The organism is Steroidobacter flavus, from assembly GCF_042651805.1.
Taxonomy (GTDB): Bacteria; Pseudomonadota; Gammaproteobacteria; order Steroidobacterales; family Steroidobacteraceae; genus Steroidobacter; species Steroidobacter flavus.
Genome location: NZ_JBHSDU010000001.1, coordinates 622,832 through 643,644 on the forward strand (window position 1 = coordinate 622,832; position 20,813 = coordinate 643,644).

15 protein-coding genes are annotated in these 20,813 nt (G+C 62.0%); 4 read left to right on the forward strand and 11 right to left on the reverse strand.

Annotated features, from left to right (window positions below):
* Window positions 1-12: 12 nt before the first annotated feature.
* The 5 genes from ACFPN2_RS02455 to ACFPN2_RS02475 all read right to left on the reverse strand — a co-directional run bounded on the left by ACFPN2_RS02455 (window position 13) and on the right by ACFPN2_RS02475 (window position 6,203).
* Window positions 13-2,004: a serine hydrolase domain-containing protein gene (locus ACFPN2_RS02455; RefSeq protein WP_380594622.1), complete on the reverse strand. Its 1,992-nt coding sequence runs from the start codon at window positions 2,002-2,004 to the stop codon at window positions 13-15.
* A gap of 77 nt (window positions 2,005-2,081) precedes the next feature.
* Window positions 2,082-2,291 carry a hypothetical protein gene (locus ACFPN2_RS02460; protein WP_380594624.1) on the reverse strand — a complete coding sequence of 70 codons (210 nt, stop codon included), beginning with the start codon at window positions 2,289-2,291 and terminating at the stop codon, window positions 2,082-2,084.
* Window positions 2,292-2,341: 50 nt separating this feature from the next.
* Complete coding sequence (locus tag ACFPN2_RS02465) at window positions 2,342-4,294, reverse strand: serine hydrolase domain-containing protein (RefSeq protein WP_380594626.1); 1,953 nt, start codon at window positions 4,292-4,294, stop codon at window positions 2,342-2,344.
* Window positions 4,295-4,392: 98 nt separating this feature from the next.
* Window positions 4,393-5,103: a LytR/AlgR family response regulator transcription factor gene (locus tag ACFPN2_RS02470; RefSeq protein ID WP_380594628.1), complete on the reverse strand. Its 711-nt coding sequence runs from the start codon at window positions 5,101-5,103 to the stop codon at window positions 4,393-4,395.
* Entirely contained in the window at window positions 5,100-6,203 is a 1,104-nt protein-coding gene (locus tag ACFPN2_RS02475; RefSeq protein WP_380594630.1) for a sensor histidine kinase, read from the reverse strand. Before ACFPN2_RS02475 ends, ACFPN2_RS02470 begins: the two co-directional genes overlap by 4 nt.
* A gap of 204 nt (window positions 6,204-6,407) precedes the next feature.
* On the opposite strand from ACFPN2_RS02475, the gene ACFPN2_RS02480 reads away from it, so the two are divergent.
* Window positions 6,408-8,318 (forward strand): CocE/NonD family hydrolase, encoded by a 1,911-nt coding sequence (locus ACFPN2_RS02480; protein ID WP_380594632.1) that lies wholly within the window; start codon window positions 6,408-6,410, stop codon window positions 8,316-8,318.
* Between the two features lies 1 nt (window position 8,319).
* Here the strand turns inward: ACFPN2_RS02480 and ACFPN2_RS02485 are convergent, their stop codons facing one another.
* Window positions 8,320-9,051, reverse strand: a complete 732-nt coding sequence (locus ACFPN2_RS02485) for a helix-turn-helix domain-containing protein (RefSeq protein ID WP_380594634.1) — start codon at window positions 9,049-9,051, stop codon at window positions 8,320-8,322.
* 145 nt (window positions 9,052-9,196) lie between these two features.
* Here ACFPN2_RS02485 and ACFPN2_RS02490 point away from each other — a divergent pair, with 145 nt between their 5' ends.
* From ACFPN2_RS02490 to ACFPN2_RS02500, 3 genes are all read left to right on the forward strand, one after another.
* Window positions 9,197-11,035 carry an iron-containing redox enzyme family protein gene (locus ACFPN2_RS02490; protein ID WP_380594636.1) on the forward strand — a complete coding sequence of 613 codons (1,839 nt, stop codon included), beginning with the start codon at window positions 9,197-9,199 and terminating at the stop codon, window positions 11,033-11,035.
* A complete protein-coding gene (locus ACFPN2_RS02495) occupies window positions 11,032-11,937 on the forward strand; it encodes a DUF6999 family protein (protein ID WP_380594638.1) in 906 nt (301 codons plus the stop codon). Before ACFPN2_RS02490 ends, ACFPN2_RS02495 begins: the two co-directional genes overlap by 4 nt.
* 230 nt (window positions 11,938-12,167) lie before the next feature.
* On the forward strand, window positions 12,168-13,115 hold the full coding sequence (locus tag ACFPN2_RS02500) for a pectate lyase (RefSeq protein ID WP_380594640.1): 948 nt from the start codon (window positions 12,168-12,170) through the stop codon (window positions 13,113-13,115).
* A 40-nt stretch (window positions 13,116-13,155) separates the two neighbouring features.
* Here ACFPN2_RS02500 and ACFPN2_RS02505 read toward each other — a convergent pair whose 3' ends face one another.
* The 5 genes from ACFPN2_RS02505 to ACFPN2_RS02525 all read right to left on the reverse strand — a co-directional run bounded on the left by ACFPN2_RS02505 (window position 13,156) and on the right by ACFPN2_RS02525 (window position 20,638).
* Window positions 13,156-15,600 carry a M20/M25/M40 family metallo-hydrolase gene (locus ACFPN2_RS02505; RefSeq protein WP_380594642.1) on the reverse strand — a complete coding sequence of 815 codons (2,445 nt, stop codon included), beginning with the start codon at window positions 15,598-15,600 and terminating at the stop codon, window positions 13,156-13,158.
* A complete protein-coding gene (locus ACFPN2_RS02510; RefSeq protein WP_380594643.1) occupies window positions 15,597-16,550 on the reverse strand; it encodes an alpha/beta hydrolase in 954 nt (317 codons plus the stop codon). Before ACFPN2_RS02510 ends, ACFPN2_RS02505 begins: the two co-directional genes overlap by 4 nt.
* Window positions 16,551-16,581: 31 nt before the next feature.
* Window positions 16,582-19,041 carry a TonB-dependent receptor gene (locus tag ACFPN2_RS02515; protein ID WP_380594645.1) on the reverse strand — a complete coding sequence of 820 codons (2,460 nt, stop codon included), beginning with the start codon at window positions 19,039-19,041 and terminating at the stop codon, window positions 16,582-16,584.
* Window positions 19,042-19,127: 86 nt separating this feature from the next.
* Window positions 19,128-20,096, reverse strand: coding sequence for a FecR family protein (locus tag ACFPN2_RS02520; RefSeq protein WP_380594647.1), 969 nt, complete (start codon window positions 20,094-20,096; stop codon window positions 19,128-19,130).
* Window positions 20,069-20,638, reverse strand: a complete 570-nt coding sequence (locus tag ACFPN2_RS02525) for an RNA polymerase sigma factor (RefSeq protein WP_380594649.1) — start codon at window positions 20,636-20,638, stop codon at window positions 20,069-20,071. Before ACFPN2_RS02525 ends, ACFPN2_RS02520 begins: the two co-directional genes overlap by 28 nt.
* Between the last annotated feature and the right edge of the window lie 175 nt (window positions 20,639-20,813).

Here is a 20,813-nt window from a genome sequence, read left to right on the forward strand (position 1 = left end):
CAGAAATCGTTGTTAGTAGTTCACGTCGAAGGCAATGAGATGGAACGCCAGACCGATCCAGAGCATGACCAGCACCGCGAGGGCCAGCACCACCGCCCAGGTCTTCGCATACCACTTACGAGCGCCGCGCACGACGACGCTCGCGTTCCAAACACCAATTGCGGCGGCCCCGAAGAAAACAATCAAGGACAGCAACTGGACAATCATCAACAGGACATCGGACGTGGAAGATGTGACGCTCTCGCCCAAGATGAGAGAGACCACCACGCCCCAGAGGATGAGCAGCGCGATGACCGCGGTCGACGCGATGCGTATCCAGCGATGCGCCGTCGCGTCACGGCCCGTCAGCGCGTAGGTCACGCCATAGTGCCGGCGCGTCAGCGCAGAGATCGGCCAAGCAAGTGTTGTGAGAAGGAGCGCGATCAACCCAGCAAACGCCGCGGGCATGAGCCAGCTCGGGGAGATCGAGGCCGGCATGGGCTCGAACACCATGAACGGCGACACCCATTCGAACGCGAGGCGCGTGATCCGTCCGTCCTTCGCTTCGGCGGACAGGAAGCTTTCACCGTCGACATCGCGCCACACGAAGGGCTCGACTTCACGCCACTTGATCGGCTGGCCCGCGGCGTTCATAGCCATCGAGACGCTGATCGTGCCGTCGTCGTTCGCAAATACTTTCGTGGGGCTGAGCAGTCCGAGCACCCGCAGGAAGTTTGTTTCCATGCGACGCGAGACCTGGTACAGGCCGGTCATCATGCGCGCATGCTCAGCCGCCACTTGCGGATCGACCTTGCCGTCGAACGTCGGGCCCGGCAGATAGCGATCGGTAAACTGCTCGAACACAGCCTTGCGGATCTTGCCGGCCGCGCCCTCCTTGCCCGCGCTGTTCAAGGAAATGAACAGACCGACGTTGTCGTCGAGGAACAGGAACAGATCGGAATGAAACCACGCCGAATCGCCGGCATGTGAAATGATGCGCCGGCCGTTACGGTTCTGCTCGTAGAAGCCGAGCATCATGCGATCGACACGCGGCAGTACCGTGAGCGCGGTGGTGTGCATCTGTTCGGCGGTTTCGGCCTTGAGAATACGGCCTTCGCCGAACGCGCCCTTCTGCAGATGAGCGATCATGAATCGCGCCATGTCCGCGCCCGAGGAGGCCTGACTGCCGGCCGGTGCCGCCGCCACGATCTCGTATGGCTTGGCCTTCCCGTCCGAAGCCAGCGCATAGCCGCTCGACATGAATGGCTTCAAACGGTCGGGCAGCGGCTGACGGAACGTCGAATATTCCATGCCCAGCGGCTGAAGAATGCGCTGGTCGACGTAGTCATCATAGGAGAGACCGGAGACGCGAGCGACGATATAACCCGCCAGCGACGTCGCATAGTTCGAATAGGCCGGCGTCGTGCCCGGCGCGAAGATCCGGGCCGGCACCCACTCCTTGAGATACACATCCAGCGGATCGAACGGCGTGCCCTCGGCGACGATCAGATCTTTGATCCGCTCTTCGAACCCGGGCGTGTGAGTCATGATGTTCCGTAACGTGATCGGCTCACCGTCACGGGCCGGAATCTTGAAATCGAGATAGCCGTTCACGTCGGCGTCCAGGTCGAGCTTGCCCTGCTCGACCAGTTGCATCACCGCGGTCCAGGTCGTGAGCTTGGAGATCGAACCGGGACGAAACAGCGTGGTGGCTGGATCGACGGGCTTGCGGGTCGCAACGTCGGCGTAGCCGTAACCCTTTTGCAGAAGAGTCGTGCCATCTTTGACGACGACGACGACCGCACCCGCCACGTCACCCGTGGCCAGCGCATATGGCATAAAGCCATCCAGCCAAGCTTCGGCATCCTCACGCGTCAGCGGCCTGACATCGGAGTTCGGCACTTCGGCGGATGTGACTTGAGGCTCCGGCGCCGGCGGCTGCGATGAGACATCGCCGGCGGCCGCCGCGAACAGCGCCCGCGAAAACAGCGCCGTCGTCATCAATATAAAAGTAGCTGCACGCATTCCGATCCCCAACGCAATTTTTAGGAATGGGCGAAAACAATCCTTATCAGGACATCTTATCCCTATATAGAGAATCGTCAACCACGCTTGTGACACGAGAGCGTGCCCACCCGAATCATCAGCACGTATGCCTGCTCGCACTCATAGATCAGTTTCCGTCCGCATCCCTCGGCCTCCAACGCGTATGCGCCGAGATAATGGCGCACGGTCTGCTTGACCTTGACCTGCGTGGCATCGCAGGCCAGCTCGCTGCTGGCCTGTTCTCGAACCTCTTTTGGAGCGGACACACACCCTGCGCATAGCGCAGCGACCGCGGCGACGATGAGCATTCGCATGATTAGTAGTAGAGATTGAGTTTGATCAGATTCAGGGTGAACGCCACCCACGTGATCGCGACACAGGACGCCGCGAGCACGACGCTCCACGATTTGCTCCACCAGCCGCGACCGCTCTGAAGTGAGATCCACGCATTCCAGAGCGCGACACCCACGCCGATCAGCCCAACGAAACCGAGCAGATGGAGCACGAAGAACCAGTGATCCATCCGGCCATCGAACAGCGCGAGATTCGCCAGGCCCGACTGGATCAACATCGCCCAGCCAATCAGGAACACCAGGTTGACGACGGCCGCTGCGATGACCAACCGACGCGCGAACGTCTGCCGTTGGGTCATTTCCAGCGTCACTCCATGACGGCGTCGGATCAACGCGGCGACCGGCCATACAATAACTGTCAGCAACAGACTCACCGCAGACAGAAGCACGACTGGAATCATCCATCGGCCGGACATGCCGGCCGGCACCGGCATGAAAACCTGGATACCGCTCGACGCGTCGTGACCCAGGAATCGTACTTTACCGTCCTCGATCTTCGCAGCGAGGCGCTCCTTGCCACCGACCTCGCGCCACACGAACGGCCCCACCTCGCGCCAGACTTTGGGCTGACCGTTCAGCCCCGTGAGCGGTGGGATCACCAACGTGCCGTCCGCGTTCGCAGTGACCTCGAATTGGCCGAGCATTCCCACGGCCACGAAGAACGCTTTCGCCGAGCGACGCGAGCTCTCATATCGACCGGCCACGAGCCGGCTGTGCTCGACCGCCGTCGACGCCGTCGGCTCATCCGGCACGGGCGCGGGAAAATATCGATCGGTGAACTGCTCGAACAGCGCGGTACGAATGCCGCCCACAGCGCCTTCCTTGCCCGTGCTGTTGAACGACATGAACAGGCCGACGCCCTGGTCCATGAACAGAATCATCTGACTGTGGAACACCTGCGTGTCGCCGCCGTGCTCGATGATCCTCTGACCATTGCGGTTTGCTTCGAAGAACCCTAGTGCCACCCCGTTCACCGGCGGGGTCGCTTCGAACACCGAGGTATGCATGAGATGTGCGGTCTCCGGCTTCAGCAAACCTCCCTGCTGCTCCATATGCAGATGCGCGTTCATGAAGCGCGCCATATCGGCGCCGGTCGCACTGAGACTGCCGGCCGGCGCGGGGCCCACCAGCTCGAAATACAAGGGCGGCGCCGATGCCTGGTGATATCCCTTCGACAGGTCCGCCTGAAACTTTTCGGGCAGCGGCTGCCGGAACGTTGAGTGCTGCATGCCCAGCGGCGCAAAGATGTGACGATCGAGATAATCGTCGAACGTTTCACCGGAAACTCGCTCGATGATGTAGCCCGCGAGCGCCACGCAATAGTTGCAATAGGACGGCACTTCGCCTGGTGGAAACATGCGCGTCCGGCCCGGGATCTTCACTAACGACTCGAGGGTGCCGAACTTCGTCGGATCGGAATGCATGAGCTCGCGCACCGACTCATCGAACCCAGCTGTGTGAGTGATGAGATTGCGCATCGTCACCGGCTTGCCAAAGGCTGCCGGGATCTTGAAGTCGATGTATTGATCGATAGGCGCGTCAAGATCGAGCTTGCCCTGCTCGACCAGCTGCATCACCGCCGTGGCCGTGAACAGCTTGCTGACCGAGCCGGCTCTGAACAGGGTGCGCTCGGGATCGACGGCCCGACGCTTTTCCACATCGTCGTAGCCATAGCCCTTCTGCAGCAGAACTTCGCCGTCCTTCACGATGACGACGACGCCTCCGGCGATGTCGCCTCGCTGCAGCTCATAGTCCAGAAAGCCGTCGAGCCAGGTCTCGACATCGGCGCGCGTGAGCGCGGGTGTCGATACAACTGCAGGCTCTGCGTTGGCAGCGGGGGCCGAATCGTCAGCAAGCGCCGCGCTCAACGAGCCCAAGCTACAAAGTGCGACAGCGAGAATCCTGGCAAGACGCATACATTCTCCAGCAAGGTCCATTTGGCCGAGAATCTACGGCGGTCGCCGGCCGGTCGGTCGATTTCGTGTCGAACGGTCCGATCGGCCGGCTGAGTGGTCTACACGCTCATCTGCAGGCGGAACAGTCGGGCCTGGCGGCGGGAAATATCGACCTCGGAGCCGCCCCGTAACTTGACGTGCAGCTGCCCGCCAATGCCGAGCTCGACGTTCTCGATGAAGTCGACATTGATGATCTGCTTCCGGTTGGCGCGAAAGAAGCGTTTCGGATCGAGCCGTTGCTCCAGGCTGTGCAGCGGTCGCCCAAGCAACGGACGCTCCTGTCCCCAGAACAGACGGACGTAATTCCCTTCCGCCATCAACATGCTCACTTCACGCAACGGCACGAACCAGCAACGATCGCCATCGCGCACGAACAGCCGCTCGAGAACGTCGGCCGGCGGCACATCGACCGCACGCTCCTCCGGGGCCGATCGTGCCTTGGTGAGTGCGGCTGCCAATCGCTGCGGCTCGATCGGCTTGAGCAGATAGTCGAGCGCGTTGACCTCAAATGCGCGTACCGCGTGATGATCGTATGCGGTCGTGAAGATGACTCGCGGCACGTGGTCGAGTCGCGCAAGCAAATCGAACCCTGAACCGCCCGGCATCTGGATATCCAGAAAGATCAGCTCCGGCGCCAGCGCGTCGACCCGCGCCGCGGCTTCGCTCACATCGCCCGCTTCGCCGACGATGTCGATCCAGGGAAAATCCGCGAGCAAACGCCGCAGCTCACGCCGCGCCAGCGGTTCGTCATCGACGATGAGCGATTTCATGCAAGGATGTCACTTGGAACACGGATTCGTGCGATGGCCCGGTCCGATTGCGACAGGTCCAGCTCGAGCGTGGCGCGGGATCCGAACAGCAATCGTAACCTCTCGGCCGCATTGTACAATCCCGAGCCCGGTTGCTCGCGTGGCGTCGGATTCGTCGGACGCGGATTACTCACATCGACGTGCAACGCCTTGTCACGGAGCGTCGCAGAGATTCGCAGGACGCCGCCACCGGGCAGCTCCGCGATGCCATGCTTGATCGCATTCTCGACCACGGTCTGCAACAGCATCACAGGAATGCGTATTTCTTGCGTACCGGCCGCGATGTCGAGCTCGACGCGCATTCGGTCGCCCAAGCGCAATGACTCGAGCGCCAGGTAATCCCCAACGGTTTTGAGCTCGCGTTCCAGCGTCACGAGCTCATCGTGATCCGACCTCAGCGTATATCGCAGCAGCCCAGCCAGCTGTGTAACCGCATCTCGGGCACGAGAAGGATCTTCGGCGATGAGTGCACGGACGCTGTTGAGCGAATTGAACAGGAAATGCGGATTGAGCTGCGATTTGAGTAACTTCAGCTCGGCGGACTGCAGCGCCTGGCTCAGCTGGGACTGACGCAACTCGGCCGAATGCCGGTCGCGCACCGAGGTAATGCCCATGTACAAGGCAATCCAGATAAAAAAGATCAGGCTCCAGTTGACGGTCCGGAGCGTCAACGGATCCATGGCCACGATGAAGGCCGGCAGCGATTCGAGGGCCTCCTTGTCGTGGATGGTTTCCAATCCCCACAGCGGCGCGACCGCCATGAAATGCATCACCGATCCCATCAGCAATCCCAGCAGCACGCTCGCCACCACACTCCGCGGCAACAGCTGGCGCAGGCTCAATTTCTTCCAGCCCCGGCGTAGCATGAATTTTCGGAGCAACTGCGTGAGGCCGACGGCGGCCACGTTCAACAGCGCAATTTCCAGCACGATGCGCTCGAACGGCACCGGCAGCGTGGCGATGGCGTTGGAGACCTGGCTCGCGCCATAGAGTCCCCAGCCGATGAGCTGGCAGGTCCAGTACGCGCGCGTGGTGTCGATTGGGGTGATGGACTGTCTCATTCGCTCACCAAGCTAAACCATCGGCGGCCGGCGAACGAGATGGCGGGGTGAACGGTCGCGGCAGCGCTTGAACGGTAGCAAATCGTGTTGACCGGCGTGATCCCGGCGGCCGAGGCCGCGCCGTGCGGTCGATTGGATTTGAGAACCCGGGTCGCATTGGATAGCATTTTTCCACTGAGGACTTCATTGCGAGAACCGCTCAAGATGTCGAAGCGTGCCCTGCTCTCGTTGTTGTGTGCCAGCCTGCCGGCCGCGGTGCTGGCCAGTACTCCCGCGCCGTCGAACCGGGTGGACTACTCGAAGTACAGCGAAGAATCGCTGAAGAGCGAGCTGAAAGAGAGCGCCGCCGACGAGCGCGCCGTGCTCGTGCCGATGCGCGACGGCGTCGGGCTCGCAACCAATGTGTTCCGCCCGAAAGACGCCAAGGGCGCGCTCCCCACCATCCTGTGGAAGACACCTTATAGCGAACTGGGCATGCGCGGCGCTTCGCTCCGTTACGCGCTCGCTGCCGTCAAGCAAGGTTACGCGTTCGTCATCCAGAACGAGCGCGGCCGCTACTTCTCCGAAGGCAAATATCAAATCCTCGGCTACCCGCAAACCGACGGCTACGACGCGCTGAGCTGGATCGCCAAGCAGCCGTGGTCGAATGGCAAGGTTGGCACGCTTGGCTGTTCTTCATCGGCCGAGTGGCAGCTCGCACTGGCCGCTCAGAATCATCCCGCTCATGCCGCGATGGTGCCCATGTCCGCGGGCGCAGGCATTGGCAAGGTCGGCCGATTCCAGGAACAGGGCAACTGGTACACCGGCGGCGTGCCTCGCAATCTGTTTTTCGTGTGGCTGTATCACGTCGATAATCCGTTACGTGCGCAGCTGCCTGCCGAACTCGATCCGAAGATCCGCTCCCGCATCTCTCAGTACAACGACCTGGACGCGAAGAAACCCGACGTGGTGTGGACCAAGCAGATCAAACATCTGCCCGTCGACACGATGCTGACCGATCTCGGCGAGCCGCCCGGCACGTTCGAAGAGCTCATCAAGCGCAGCCCGGCCGATCCGGCCTGGCGCGCGGGCGGGCTCTATCACGATGACATGGGCTGGGGTGTGCCGGCGCTGTGGTTCAACAGCTGGTACGACGTGTCGATCGGGCCGAACCTCGAGCTGTTCAATCACGCGCGCAACGCGAACACCGACGCGGAAGCGAGCGCCAACCAATATGCCGTCGTCGCACCGGTGGCTCACTGCCAATACGCCAAGCTCAGCTCCGACACTGAAGTCGGCGAGCGCTCGATGGGAGATGCGCGCTTCGACGTGGACGGCACCATCTTCGCCTGGTTCGACCGTTGGCTGAAGGGCGACAAGAAAGCATTCGCGCCGTCGACGCCTCATGTTCAGTACTTCACCATGGGCGAGAACGCGTGGAAGTCCTCGCCGCAATGGCCGCCGAAGCCAGCGAAGACCGTTCGCATGTATCTGCGCAGCGGTGGCGGTGCCAACAGCTTGTATGGCGATGGCCGGTTGGAGCTCACGGCGCCGCCTGCCAACGAGAAGCCCGATCAGTTCTCTTACGATCCGTTGAATCCGGTGCAGACCGTCGGCGGTGGCGATTGTTGTAACGGCGGCATCGTCATCCCCGGCGCGTTCGATCAGCGTGCCGTCGAGTCGCGGGCCGATGTGCTCGTGTACAGCAGCGAGCCGCTGAGCGAGCCCATGGAAGTCACGGGATTCGTCGATGCGGTGCTGAAGGTCTCATCGAGCGCCAAGGACACGGATTTCGCGGTGAAGCTGGTCGACGTAGCGGCCGATGGCACGGCGTACATCATCGGTGACACGATCTTCCGTGCGCGCTATCGCAATGGCTTCGACAAGCCGGAGCCGATGACGACGGGCAAGATCTACGAGATCCGCCCCACGCCGATGGCCACGAGCATTCGTTTCGAAAAGGGACATCGCATCCGGGTCGAAGTCACCTCTTCCAACTTCCCGAAGTTCGTTCGGAATCTCAACACGGGCGGCGCGAACGAAAGCGAGAGCGAGCCGGTGATCGCGAAGAACACCATTCATCACGCCGGAGAGGATGCGTCGTATGTGGAGTTGCCGGTGGTGACGAGCCGATAAGCTACTTACGCCGGAGCTTACTGAACTCCGAGAACTCCCACGAGCGTAGAGACAGGATCGCGCTACAACTGTCTCGTTCCTCGAGCGGACGCCTCGCATCCTTGTGAGCCAGCTCCTCGAACTCGGTGGCGAGCCGATCGATCCCGGCCTTGAATTTCATCAACGATTCGGCGGTCAGCAGGCCGCCGAAGAAGCGCAGCTCGTCGCCGACGCCGTCGAAGCGTCCGCCAAAGAATTCCGGCACCACGCGCTTCAAAAAGAACTCGTGCACCGGCCCGTCTTTGCGCCATGAGAAATTGCGCGCGGTGAGCTTGCGGATACGGTTGGGTGGTTTGAACTCAGCGATGCCAAGACGCTCGAGCTTGATCAGGATGTCGATCAACTCGCTCTCGCTCAGTTGAAACGTCGACAGAATCTCCGGAAAGCGCCAGTCGTTGGCGGTGAGATACGCCACCAGCAGCAACTTCGGCCGACTCACGATGGCCCGCTCCTGCTCATCGCTGAGTTGCGTGAGCATCGCGCCCGGTACCGGAGGATGCACCAGTTCCTCCAGATCGATGCCCACGGCGTCGCAGATCTGATCCAGGCGCTCCAACGAAAACGAGCCACGACTCAAGTCACGTTTGATCGTGGGCTCGCTGACCTCCAGCCGCCGCGCCAGCTCGCGATAGGTCACGCCTCGCAATTTCAGCACCGATTTCAAGTTTTTGATGAGCGACTTGGAGTTGGCCATTCGGCTGCGCAGTCCTGGTCCGGGGTCGACGCCAGAGTATAAGAATACGATACCCGCCGTATCGACCGGTGTCACGCCACGGTGAGAATTTGGCGCCCGCCCGGCATCCCGTCAGGCTGCGCTCCAGGTTCCACGGGAGATCCACATGCCGATTCGATTCGACAGTGTCTATGTGACATCGACAGGGTCCTTTCTGCCGGGCGCGCCCGTCGGTAACGACGACATCGATCGTTACATCGCTCCTCTCAACGCCACTTCCGCACGTATCAAGCGACGCATTCTCGCGGAGAACGGCATCACCCGCCGGCATTACGCAATCGATGCCAACGGCGAGACGGTGGTCTCGAACACGCAGATGGCGGCGATGGCGATCAACCAATGTCTGGCCGAAGCCGAGATCGAGCTGAAGGATGTAACAGTCCTGTGCACGGGCTCCTCCGGTGGCGATCTGGCCATGCCCGGCTTTGCCAACATGGTCCAGGGCGAGCTACACGCGCCTCCCATGACCACGAGCGCTCACCAAGGTGTGTGCGCCGCTGGCATGGCAGCCTTACAACACGCGGCCAGCGCGTTGGAGCTGAGTGATACCGGCAATGCGCTCGTCACCGCGAGCGAGATGCCGTCCCGAATGTTCAAGCGCTCCCGGTTCGCGCCGCGAGGCTATGAGACTGACTTCGACTCGCACTTCCTGCGCTGGATGTTGTCCGATGGCGCCGGCGCATGTTTGCTCAGCAAACGTCCGCGACGTTCGGGCGTGTCGCTCAAGTTGCACTGGATTCACAATCGATCGTTCAGCGGCGACCTGCCGGTGTGCATGCAGATCGGTCAACCCAGCAGCCCGCAAGGTCGGACTTATCTCGATTACGCGTCGGTCGCTGAAGCGGAAGCCGACGGTGCGTTTCTTTTGCGTCAGGACGTTCGCTTGCTCCCACATTTGTTCGAGCTGGGCATTCACGAGTATGCGACGCTGGTTCAGCAGGCGGCGTTTCGCCCTGAGCAGATCGACCACTTCCTCTGCCACTACTCGTCGCAAAAATTCGCGGGCGTCGTGGAAGATCTCATGCAACGCGCGGGGCTCTCGATCCCACGCGAGCGCTGGTACAGCAATCTCACCTGGCGCGGTAACACCGGTGCCGCCTCGATCTTCATCATGCTGGCCGACTTCATGCGCGACCGCGAGCTCCAGCCCGGACAGAAAATTCTGTGCTTCGTGCCGGAGTCGGGCCGCTTCAGTATCTCTTTCATGCAGCTCGAAGTCGTAGCGGCGGCCGACAATAAGACGTTTCAGATCGCCCCGCCTCACGAGGCCTCGCCGACCCAGTCTGCGCCGGCGTCGCGGTTGATCCAGGAGCTGGCATCGGTGTGGCACGACTATCGCTCGCGCGCCTGGCGCAGCGGTTTGATTCGAAAAATCGTGGCTGGCGATTTCACCAATGCCGACTACGTGCGTTGGATCTCGTGCTGGATTCCGCAAGTCCGTGAAGGCAGCCTGTGGATGTTCACCGCCGCTAACAACCTCGATCCGCGCTACGCCGCGTTGACGGCTCTCGTGAGCAAACATGCCGGCGAGGAACGCAACGACTTCAAAATCCTATTCGAGGACTATCGACTGGCGGGCGGCACCGCCGGCACGGTCGAGGAACTGCGCCGTAATCCGGGCGGTGAAGCGCTCAACGCGTACATGCATGCGCTGGCGATCGAGCCAACGCCGCTCGGTCTGCTTGGCGCGATCTACATCATCGAAGGCACCGGTCAGCGAATCATCCCTGCCCTATTGCCGCTACTACGAGAACAGCTCGACCTGCCCTCGCAAGCGTTTCGCTTCCTGAGCTATCACGGCGAGAACGATGCCTCCCATCTCGCGCGCTGGCTGACCGCGGTGGAGATGGCCGTGCAGCTCAATCCAGGCTGCGAACAGCAGATCCTGAACGTGGCCCGTAGCACTGCAGAACTCTACGTCCTGCAGATGGAGCATGTGCTGTGACCACTCAACCGAAGTTCCTCCGCGAACCGCACGACCCCAACGATCCGAGCCCGTGGCGCGCGTTGTATCTCGACCAGAGCTTGCCACTGGCCGAAGAATGCAAGCGCGCATGGCTGGAGGATGTGAGCTCGCGCTCGCGGCAGTTCCTGCTGCCGCTGGTGCGACCGCTCGCGCGACTGACCATCGTCGGCCTGCAAGTCCTCAAGACCCTGATTCCGAATCGGTTCACGTCCTCGGCGCTGTTGCATCGACTGCTGGAATGGAACATGCGCACGTGGCTGTCGCCGAATGCGAATCTGCTGATCTTCCGCCATTTCCATCTGGGATCGGAAATCCTCGACTTCATCGCGCGCAATACGCGAGGTGTAAATGTGACGACGAATCCGCTGAAGCCAAAACAGCTCAGCGAGGTCCGCGATCACCTCTATCTGAAACACGATATCAATCTGTTCAACTTCGTGATCGCCCTCAACGAGCAACTGCGCGAGCGCGGCCTGGAGCTGGCACCCGTCGACGAGCTCGATTTCAGCGGCATCACGGACGGGCCGCTGCCCATCGAGCCGATGCCGGATCGCTGGAGCAACTTCATCGACCTGCAGACCGCCATCGAGCTGTACACGCCGTTCTATCAGCTGCTGCTGACCGATAACGACTTCTGGCGCGCATCCAACTCATTGCAACTGGATGAAACCATCGGCCTCTATGTGGCACGCCTGCTCGGCACGGCCTGGACGCCGGGACTCATCAACAACCGACATCCCCTCGTGCCGCTCTCGACGATGAAGGCCGGCTTCCGACTGGTGTTGCATGGACTCGCGACGGAGATGCAACACGCGTTGCTGGTTCAATACAAACGCGCGCAATCGCAGGAAACAAACTCGCGTATCGGGCCTACGGCGTGAACAAATGAGTCACAAACGTTTCGCCTGCACCATGTACGTATACCGAGCGATGAAGTGCGCTTGTACGGTCCGTGACACCGGTGTCAAGGGGGCCAAGAGCACCGGTATCAACCCGCTCGGCGCTCAATGTGTGCTCGAAGGATCAGCACGCAGTCGTGTTGTTGCGCCTGTTGTTCGCCCGATCGGGATCGACGCAATGTTCCAAACATCCAATGGACAGGAGATGGATCATGATTCGTAAGTTGTTTTTCGGGGGATTGTTGCTGACAGTCGCGAGCACGGCATGGAGCGCGATCAGCCTGACGGCATCGGCCGGCAGCGGCCAGGTGTCGTTGAGCTGGTCCTATTCCGGCAGCACCGCCACCACCCAGGAAATTTATCGCGATCTGGATTCGAATCCGACCGGCCGCGTCCGCATCGCCAGCGTGAGCGCAAGCACACGCAGCTATGTCGATACCGGTGTGAGCAGCGGCACGACCTATTACTACTGGATCAAGAACACCGTCAGTGGCGTGGCTGAGAATTCGAACGTCGCCTCCGCCACGCCCTCCGGCGGTAGCTCGATCACAGGGGCGTCTTGCACGACGGGCGGTGCGCAGACCACGGTGAATGCAACGATCCGTGTCACCAGCGGTACATACGATGGCGGTTGCCAACGTTTCAACGCGGGCTCGGCGCTGGGCGACGGCAGTCAGTCTGAAAGTCAGCTGCCAGTGTTCCGGGTCGAGAATGGCGCGACGCTGCGTAACGTCGTGATCGGCACCAACGGTGCGGATGGCATCCACACCTACAACGGCGCGGTGCTGGACAACATCTACTGGATGAACGTCGGTGAAGACGCGATGACCATCAAATCGTCGGGCACCACCACGGTACGCAACATCGAAGGCTACGATGCCGAGGACAAGTTCTTCCAGGTGAATGCCGCGTCCACGTTGAATGTGAGTAACTGCATCATTCATCGCGCCGGCAAGGTCCTGCGACAGAACGGCGGCACCACGTTCCAGATCAACGTCACCGTCGATCGCTGCGACATCAACACCATGAGCGAAGGCGTGTTCCGCACCGACAGCTCGAGCAGCACGGCACGGCTGACCAACAGCCGACTTCACAACGCCGGCACGGTCTGCATCGGCTCGTGGTCGAGCTGCACGCAGTCGGGCAATACGAGCTATTGAGACTGGCGAGTCGGGCGCCGGGGGCTTCGTCCCCTGGCGCTCACTTGTCGCCGATCACGACATGGCTCATGAACAGCGAGTTCTCCGACAGTCGGCTCGGCATAGTTTCAGCCGGTGGCGGCGTAGGTAACGTCACACCCTCCGGCCAGCCATCGACGATTTCGATTGCGTGGACTTCGATGCGTCCGAGCGCCGTGGTATCGAAGCGGAGTGTCAGCCCCTTCTCCCCGGTCGCGTACGCGCTGAAGCGACCCCACTCGTTCGGACGAGAGAACCACTCGGCGCGAACCGGATGTCCGTTCAAAGTGACATTGCGGACCTCATTCGACGATCGGATGTGAACTGCGATCTGCCGCGCCTTGTGCGGACTGCCGATCCGAATCACGACCTGCGTCCCTTCTGCCGCTGTCGTGTTTTCAGCCGTGATCGTCGGCCCGACGGCGTCGGTGAGCTTCGTTTCAGCGAACCACATGGGCTGCGTGAACACCGGCTCGAGGGTCTTCTTCTCGGGCTTCGCGCCATCGAGCTGCAACGCTGACCAGGACCACTCATCGGGCTTTGGAAGCGTGCTGGCACGGTAGGAACGTCCATTCGTCACATCGGCGACGAAGAAGGCGTCGCGCGTTTCCGGCGCATCGACACTGGGACTGCGGTCCATGCGTGAATAGGCAACGAGCAATGCTCCCGCCACGACAGCGAAGGTACAAAGCGTAATTGCGACGTGCCCCGACGCGCGAATCAAAGGAAACAACACGAGCACCGCAACCATGACGAACGGTGCCAGGATCAAAGGCAACAGAGACCCGACAGCACCGAAGATGGTTGCGGCCCAATAGGCAAGTTGAGCGAAGAGCACCGTGCCGACCAGCGCACTGATCAGCACTACACGTCCATCCATCTGCTTTGACGCCACCAGCAACGTGAGAACTGCCAGGATGGCGGCACCGAGCACCGGCCACATCACCATGAACGCGCCGAGCGGCGCGAGCGCTTGAGCCACCGTCGCCAGAACGACACCGGTTGCGAGACCGCCCAACCAGTAGCCCCACGCGGATGCGGGCTTCCGTAATGTCACCAGTCCCAGAATGCTCACCACCGCGGCAAGCGCGATCGCCACCCAATCGACACTGCCCGAGACCAGACAGGAAATCGCCGCCACGATCCAGGCGCCGGCGAGCACCCAGCGGGCGGCAACGCCGCGCAATTGAGCGATCACCAACAGCACCGCGACGCCACCCGCAAGACTCGCCGCGCCGGCGAGCTCGAATGTGTAACGGTCAAACAACGCATATATCTGTGAGATGGAGCTCTTCAGAATCCCCGCCCCGGCGGCCTGCAGACACAGCGCTGTGCCTGCAAGCAACACTACTGGCGCGCTCGCGCCCCGTGCGAAATCCCAGCCGCCCGCCAGCTCCATCCGACGCGCGCGAACGATTGCGAACGCCACGAGCGCGACAGCGAGAATCGCCAGCCCCCAGCCGATCCAGGTCGGATAAAAAATCAGCGTCGTGCCGAGGACATCGAAATGAACGGCATCCGGTTGCGCGGCGGGCAGTTCGGGCGCCTTGGCAAGCGCGAGCACAATCGGCAGCACCTGTTCCCCGAGATGCTGAAGACTGCCCACGTCCAGTCGCTCGGGCGTCGCCACCATCGTGTGATAACCGAACTGATCGCCGAGGAAAGCGAAGTTCAGCCCCGGCAGACCGCGTTTCAACGGAACGGTGAGATCCGTGCCGTTGGGCATGCGTCGGTACACGCTGCCCATCAACGAGTTTGCAACCGGCAGACTCGCATGGGCGCCCCACAACCGAACCAGATCTCCAGCGCGCTCGCTCGTTTCAAACATCATGGCGCGGCCGCTGGTCCCTCGAGCTTCCATGTTCAGCACCACACCGACGCGACTACTCAACGGATCGCTCTCGAAAAAAGCAGCGGCGCCGAGCAGCCCCACTTCCTCACCGTCCGTGAAAAGGAAGATCACCGTGCGCTCCAGCGGCCCGCCCGCACGCAGATTGGCAGCCAGCTCCAGAGCTGTAGCCACACCCGCGCTATCGTCCCCGGCGCCGGGCGACGTCGGCACGGTGTCGTAATGGCTCATGATCACGATGGCCGGCAGCTCCGGTGAGCGCCCGGCAAGCACACCGATGACGTTCTCAACCGAAGCCAGAGCTGGAGGCAATCGCCAGGCATCGAAAAACGCCTCGCCCCGTTGGATGTGCGTCTGCAGGCCGAGCGTTTGCAATCGGCCCGCGATGTAGTCGCGAACGCGCGCCGCTTCCGCTGAACCGATGGGATGAGGACGCTGCGCGATGGCACGCACATCTTGCATCGCTCGTTCGGCGGAAAAGATCGTCGCCGGCGCTATCGCCGGTTGTGGCGCGGGCGTCCGCAGGGCCAGGCCGACGAGCATCAAAGCGATGCCGATACATACGAGCAACGGCAGCGCGCTGAGGAACGAACCCTCGCGTCGGATAGCATCATTCATTGGGATTGGTTGAGGCTGCGTACTTCTTGAACGACTTCAAGGATGTTTCGAACGACATCGTCCGCGTTGCTCTTGTCGTAGACCAAGGACATGTGCCCGGCATTGGGCAGTATGACCTGACGACCGCGGGAAGACAGTGCGGCGTACTGGGCATGCAGCTCGGAGAAAATCTTCACGTAGGCTTCGGCATCAGCCAATTCCTTCGGGTTCGAATGTTTCCTCAGCTTGCCCGCGGTGATGACCACCACCGGCCGGTCGCCCAGACTGTCGACCAGCGCCGCGTCGGCGGTGTCAGCGTCGAAACGATCCAGCTCGGCACGCCCGGTGGAATACATGCGAGGATCGCCGCCGAAATACTCAAACGCTGCGCGCACGTCTGCGGGAGGCTCACCGGACGACGGCTCATCAGACGAAGAAGTCAGCAGCCCCGTCAAGCCCAGATGCGCCCCGATGCTCAACGCAGTAAGCATCCGCTTGCCCCATCGCTCGTTGCGCTCGTAATCGGGTAAACGTGCCTTCTGTTGCGGATGACTGGAGTCGAGAAACACCAGGCCCGCCACTTCATCGGGATAGCGACGGGTGTACGCAAGGATGAGCAAACCACCTAGCGAGTGACCCGCAAGCACATAAGGCGGAGAGATATGCGCTGCCTCGAGCAGCGCATGCAGATCGCGAACCATGTGCTGAGCGTCGCGTGGATCGGAGCTGCTGTCGCTCCATCCCAATCCGGCGCGGTCATAGGAACACACTCGCGCCTGTTTCGAGACACCGGCCTGTACCCAATGATAGCTCGCGCTCATCTCGCCGAGCCCGGCTTCAATGATTACTGTCGGTTGCGCCGTGCTCGGCCCCGTGCAGTTCACATGAAGCGCGAGCCCACCGATATCCACCTTCTGTCCAGGCGGCGGTGGCGCCGACGAGCAACCGGCCAGCGCGAGGACACAGACCATGCTGAGCCTCGCGCCGATCCTCGTAGCCCAATCAAAACTCATAGCGCGCTTCGAAGCCGTACGTGCGGGGACGCAGCTGATACGCCGTCGCGGGGGTCAGCTGTTGTCCCGCCAGCGTCGAAAGCGGCGTCCCCAACGTGCTGGCATCCTCATTGAGCACGTTGTCGACGTAGAGCATGAAATCGATAGCCGACACCCGCAGCGTGCCGCGCAGATTCACGAGGTGATAGTCGCCGAGCTTCGGGCCGGTGGCATTGAATCCCGCATACGAGGCACCCACGTAGCCATGCTCGGCACGCAGCGTCGTTGCCTTGGTCGGCTGGAACTGCAGATAAGTCGTGCTGGTGAACTCCGGGGTCGCGGGCAAGCGAGCCCCCGATCGAATGCCGACCGCACCGGCCATCGATATGTCCTCGGTCAACTTGGCCCGGCCGCCGAACAGCGATGAGCCCAGCGTCCAGCGCTGCGACATCCGCCACAGGGTTTCGATCTCGACGCCGTAGGATCCCGCGGCACCGACGTTGCCGGTATAGGACACGCCATTGGTGGACAGGCCGAGCTGCAGGTCCTGCCAGTCGATGTAATAGACCGCGGCGTTGAGGACCAGCCGGCGATCGAGCCAGTGACTCTTCAGACCCAGCTCGTAGTTCCACAACCAGTCCGGCTCATATGTGCTGGGAATGCCGAACAACGTGGACGCGGTCAGATTCGGGCCGCCGGTCCGAAATCCCTTCGACGCCTGCGCGTACACGCGTGCGTCGTCGGAGAACGCATAGCTCAACGCCAACCTTGGCGTCACTGTATCGGCTTCCTTATCGCCGAAAAAATTGTTGGTCAGCGTGAACGAGCCGGTGGCCAGATAGCCCTGCGCAATCGTGTCGAAACCCACGCTGGTCCGGCTGGCGCGCAGACCGGCGGTGGCATTGAATCGGCCTGTGACATCCCAGGAGACTTCGCCGAACAACGCCTTCTCGCTCTGCTCGGAGCGCACGTCCAGCGCGAACAGCGTACCGGAGCCGACCAATGGCACGAGCTCCGGCGCCGTGAGCCACTGGCCGGAACGCGTGCCGCGATCGATATAGATCGCGCCAACGGTCCAGTCGAGCACATGCTCGCCGGTCGACGCCAGGCGAATTTCCTGCGCGAACTGATGCTGGGACGATGGCGTCCACAGCGGCGTAGGCGTCGTCAGCCCGCCAGGCACGCCCAATGCGCGACTGATGACGGTGAGATACGCCGTACCGTCATCGGTGATGTTGAATTCGCGCTCGCTATAGCTCGTCGAGGACAGCAGCGAAGCGAAGCCGAGATCGACCTGCGCGACGAAATTCGCCGCCGAGAATTCCAGCTCGTTGCGAGCGTTCAGGTATTGCACCGTTTGATAGTCCCCGACCCGCGCCCCGAGGCCCGGCGTGACGACCGATCCATAAGTGCCGTAGGTCTTGCTGTCCTGATGCAGCACCGTGGCTTGCAACGACAGCCGTTCCAATGGCTGCGCAGCCACGATCAAACGTCCGCCGCGCACGCGCTCCGAATTCACGTCCTTCTCATTGCGCCTGACATTGTCGATGTAGCCGCCTTCGTCGTGTCCATAAGCCACGGCACGCACGCCGAGCTTGCCTGCCACGAGAGGAACATTGAGCATGCCGCTCAACCCGCCTCCTTCGTCGCCGTCCTGGGTCGACTCGCCGCGAACCTCGGTCGTGACATGAAACTCTTCCAGATCCGGCTTGTTGGTGATGATGCGCATCGCGCCGCTGAGCGAGCCGGAGCCGAACAATGTTCCTTGCGGGCCGCGTAACAATTCGACCCGCTGCACGTCGAACAGTCGCGAGTCGAGCGTCGTGGTCGCGCCCGTGCCCGAGTCCGTGACGATCTCATCGACGAACTGTCCCACCGTCGCCTGTTGCAACACTCCGCCCTGCGAGGTCGCGATACCGCGCACAGCGATGCGGTCCCGATTGGCACCGGCACTGGTGATCGAAAAGCCAGGGGAATAACGCACGACATCCTGCACGCGGGTGGCGCCGGCACTGACCAGATCGTCTTGAGTCAGCGCCGTCGCGGCGATCGGCACTTCACTCAAGGTCTGCGCGCGATGGGTCGCGGTCACGATCACTTCCTCGACCGTCATCGTGCTCGATTTGGACTCCGGGACACGAAGTGTGACGACATTGCCTTCCCGCGAGGCGATGATCAGCCCCACTTGAATCAGCAACCGGTCGAGCACTTCCTCGGTCGTGAGCTCGCCTTGAATGGCGCGGATCTGCTTGTTCTCGATCGCGTCATAGGGGAACAGCAGCCGCAGGCCGGATTCGCGCGAGAAAGCATTCAAGGCATCGACCGCAGGTTGCGCGGGGATATCGACTCGTTGACGAGCCTCCTCGGCGACCGCGTTCTGACTGAGTAGCGCTCCGAGCGCCGCGACCATCAGGGTCTTCCGCAGGCTTCGGGCAATCGAGTTATTGCTGAGTTGTTTTTTTGACGACATCGTATCCTCCCCGCCAGCTGTTGCTGGGTACCGATGTCGAAACGAAGCAAGCCGACCGAGCTGCTACTCGAAACTGAAATATTTTTCTAATCGCGGTGGACCAGATACACGGTGCCGTCCGCGCCTTCGATGATCCGGACCGGAAAGCCGGACTGCACCGAGCGCAGGAACGCGTCCGCCTCGTTGCTCGGGAATCGTCCGCCGATCCGGATCGAAGCAACGCGGGGATCGGCAACGATGATGCGTTTGGTCCGGTAGCGGCTGAATTCTTCGGCGGCCTGGGCCAGGGTCTCGCCGCGCAACTCGATCACCCCTTCGCTCCAGGCGAGGCGTTGTCGCAAGACATCCGGTCCAAGCTCGCTCTTCGCGACCGTTGAGCGGTCGACAACAGCTCCCGAGCCGGCGGCGATTTGCCTGGCAGGGTCCGGCGGTGGCACTGTTTCCGGCGCTTCGACGACGACCACGGTTCCTTCCGTCACCGTGACCTCCGCCAGATCGCTTCGCAGGCGAACGACGAACGCCGTGCCCAAGGCGCGGATGTGCGAACCCGCCGCTGTAACGACGAAGGGGCGCTGCGGATTGTGAGCCACCTCGAACAGCGCTTCACCGCTGACCAGATGTAACGAACGCTCCGCGTCCGTGAACCGGACGCGCAGGACGCTCGCGGTATTCAATGTGACTCGGCTGCCGTCTTCGAGCGCGATGACCCGACGCTCGCCGATCGCACTCTTATAAGTGTCGGGGGCGGAGAAAACCCACCAGCCAGCGGCACTCGCCGCGCATAAACCGAGTCCACCCGCGAGCGCCGTCCGACGCGTCATCCGCCATCGGGCCACCGTCTCGTCGGGCATGAGCGAGGACACCGGCACCGCTTTGAGTCGTTCCATGCGCTCCCACGCAGCTTCCGCCTGCAGATAGGCCACGGCGTGCGCCGGATCCGCATCCATCCAGCGTTCCAGTTCGTCCCGCACTTCGCGCGTGACGGCCTGTCCCTGAACACGGGCGACCCAGGCGGCCGCCTCGCCGCTCAGCGCGTTTCCTTCACTTTGCGCCATGATCGTCCGAACCTGGGTTGAGGGGCCTGATGCTCGGCGAGCGCGCTGGTGACGAGCGCAATCGCCTTGGTCAAATGTTTCTCCACGGTGGAAATCGAGAGCGACAGCTCGGCGGCAATCTCTTGCGTCGATCGTTCCAGCACCCGGCGCAGGACGAAGACACGACGGCATTGAGGAGGCAGCGTATCGATGATGGCTTGCAGGCGACGCAGCTCGTCCCGCACGGTCACGACCTCTTCCGCCGAACCGCCGCCGTCCGCCACGTTGAGCACTTCGAGGTCGGCCATCAAGTCGAAAGACACCACGGCCTTGCGACGGGCCGCGTCGGTCAACAAGTTGCGCGCAATAGTGAAGAGATAGCTGCGGCCTTGCTCGATGCGCGCCCAATCCGTTGCTACATAAGCACGGGCCAGCGTCTCGGCGACGACGTCATCGATTTCCACGGCAGGCAGCGCCATCCGACGCAGTTGACGGCGCAGCGCCGGCTCATGCACCAGGATGATCGACTTGAACCAGGCGTTGCGGGCATCGCGGTCGTGCACGTGGCTGCTCACCTCCAGCGGCCGGCAGCCTAAGGGACGAGCCGCAGCCGCGCAACTCGCTCTTGACAGATCTCCGCCGGTCACTGCCGCCGAGTGATCCACAAAAGTTGTGGGCAACCCTGTGGATATCTTCGCGCACGCGGTCTGTTGCGGCGAAAATCGGCCGCGAGCGTGG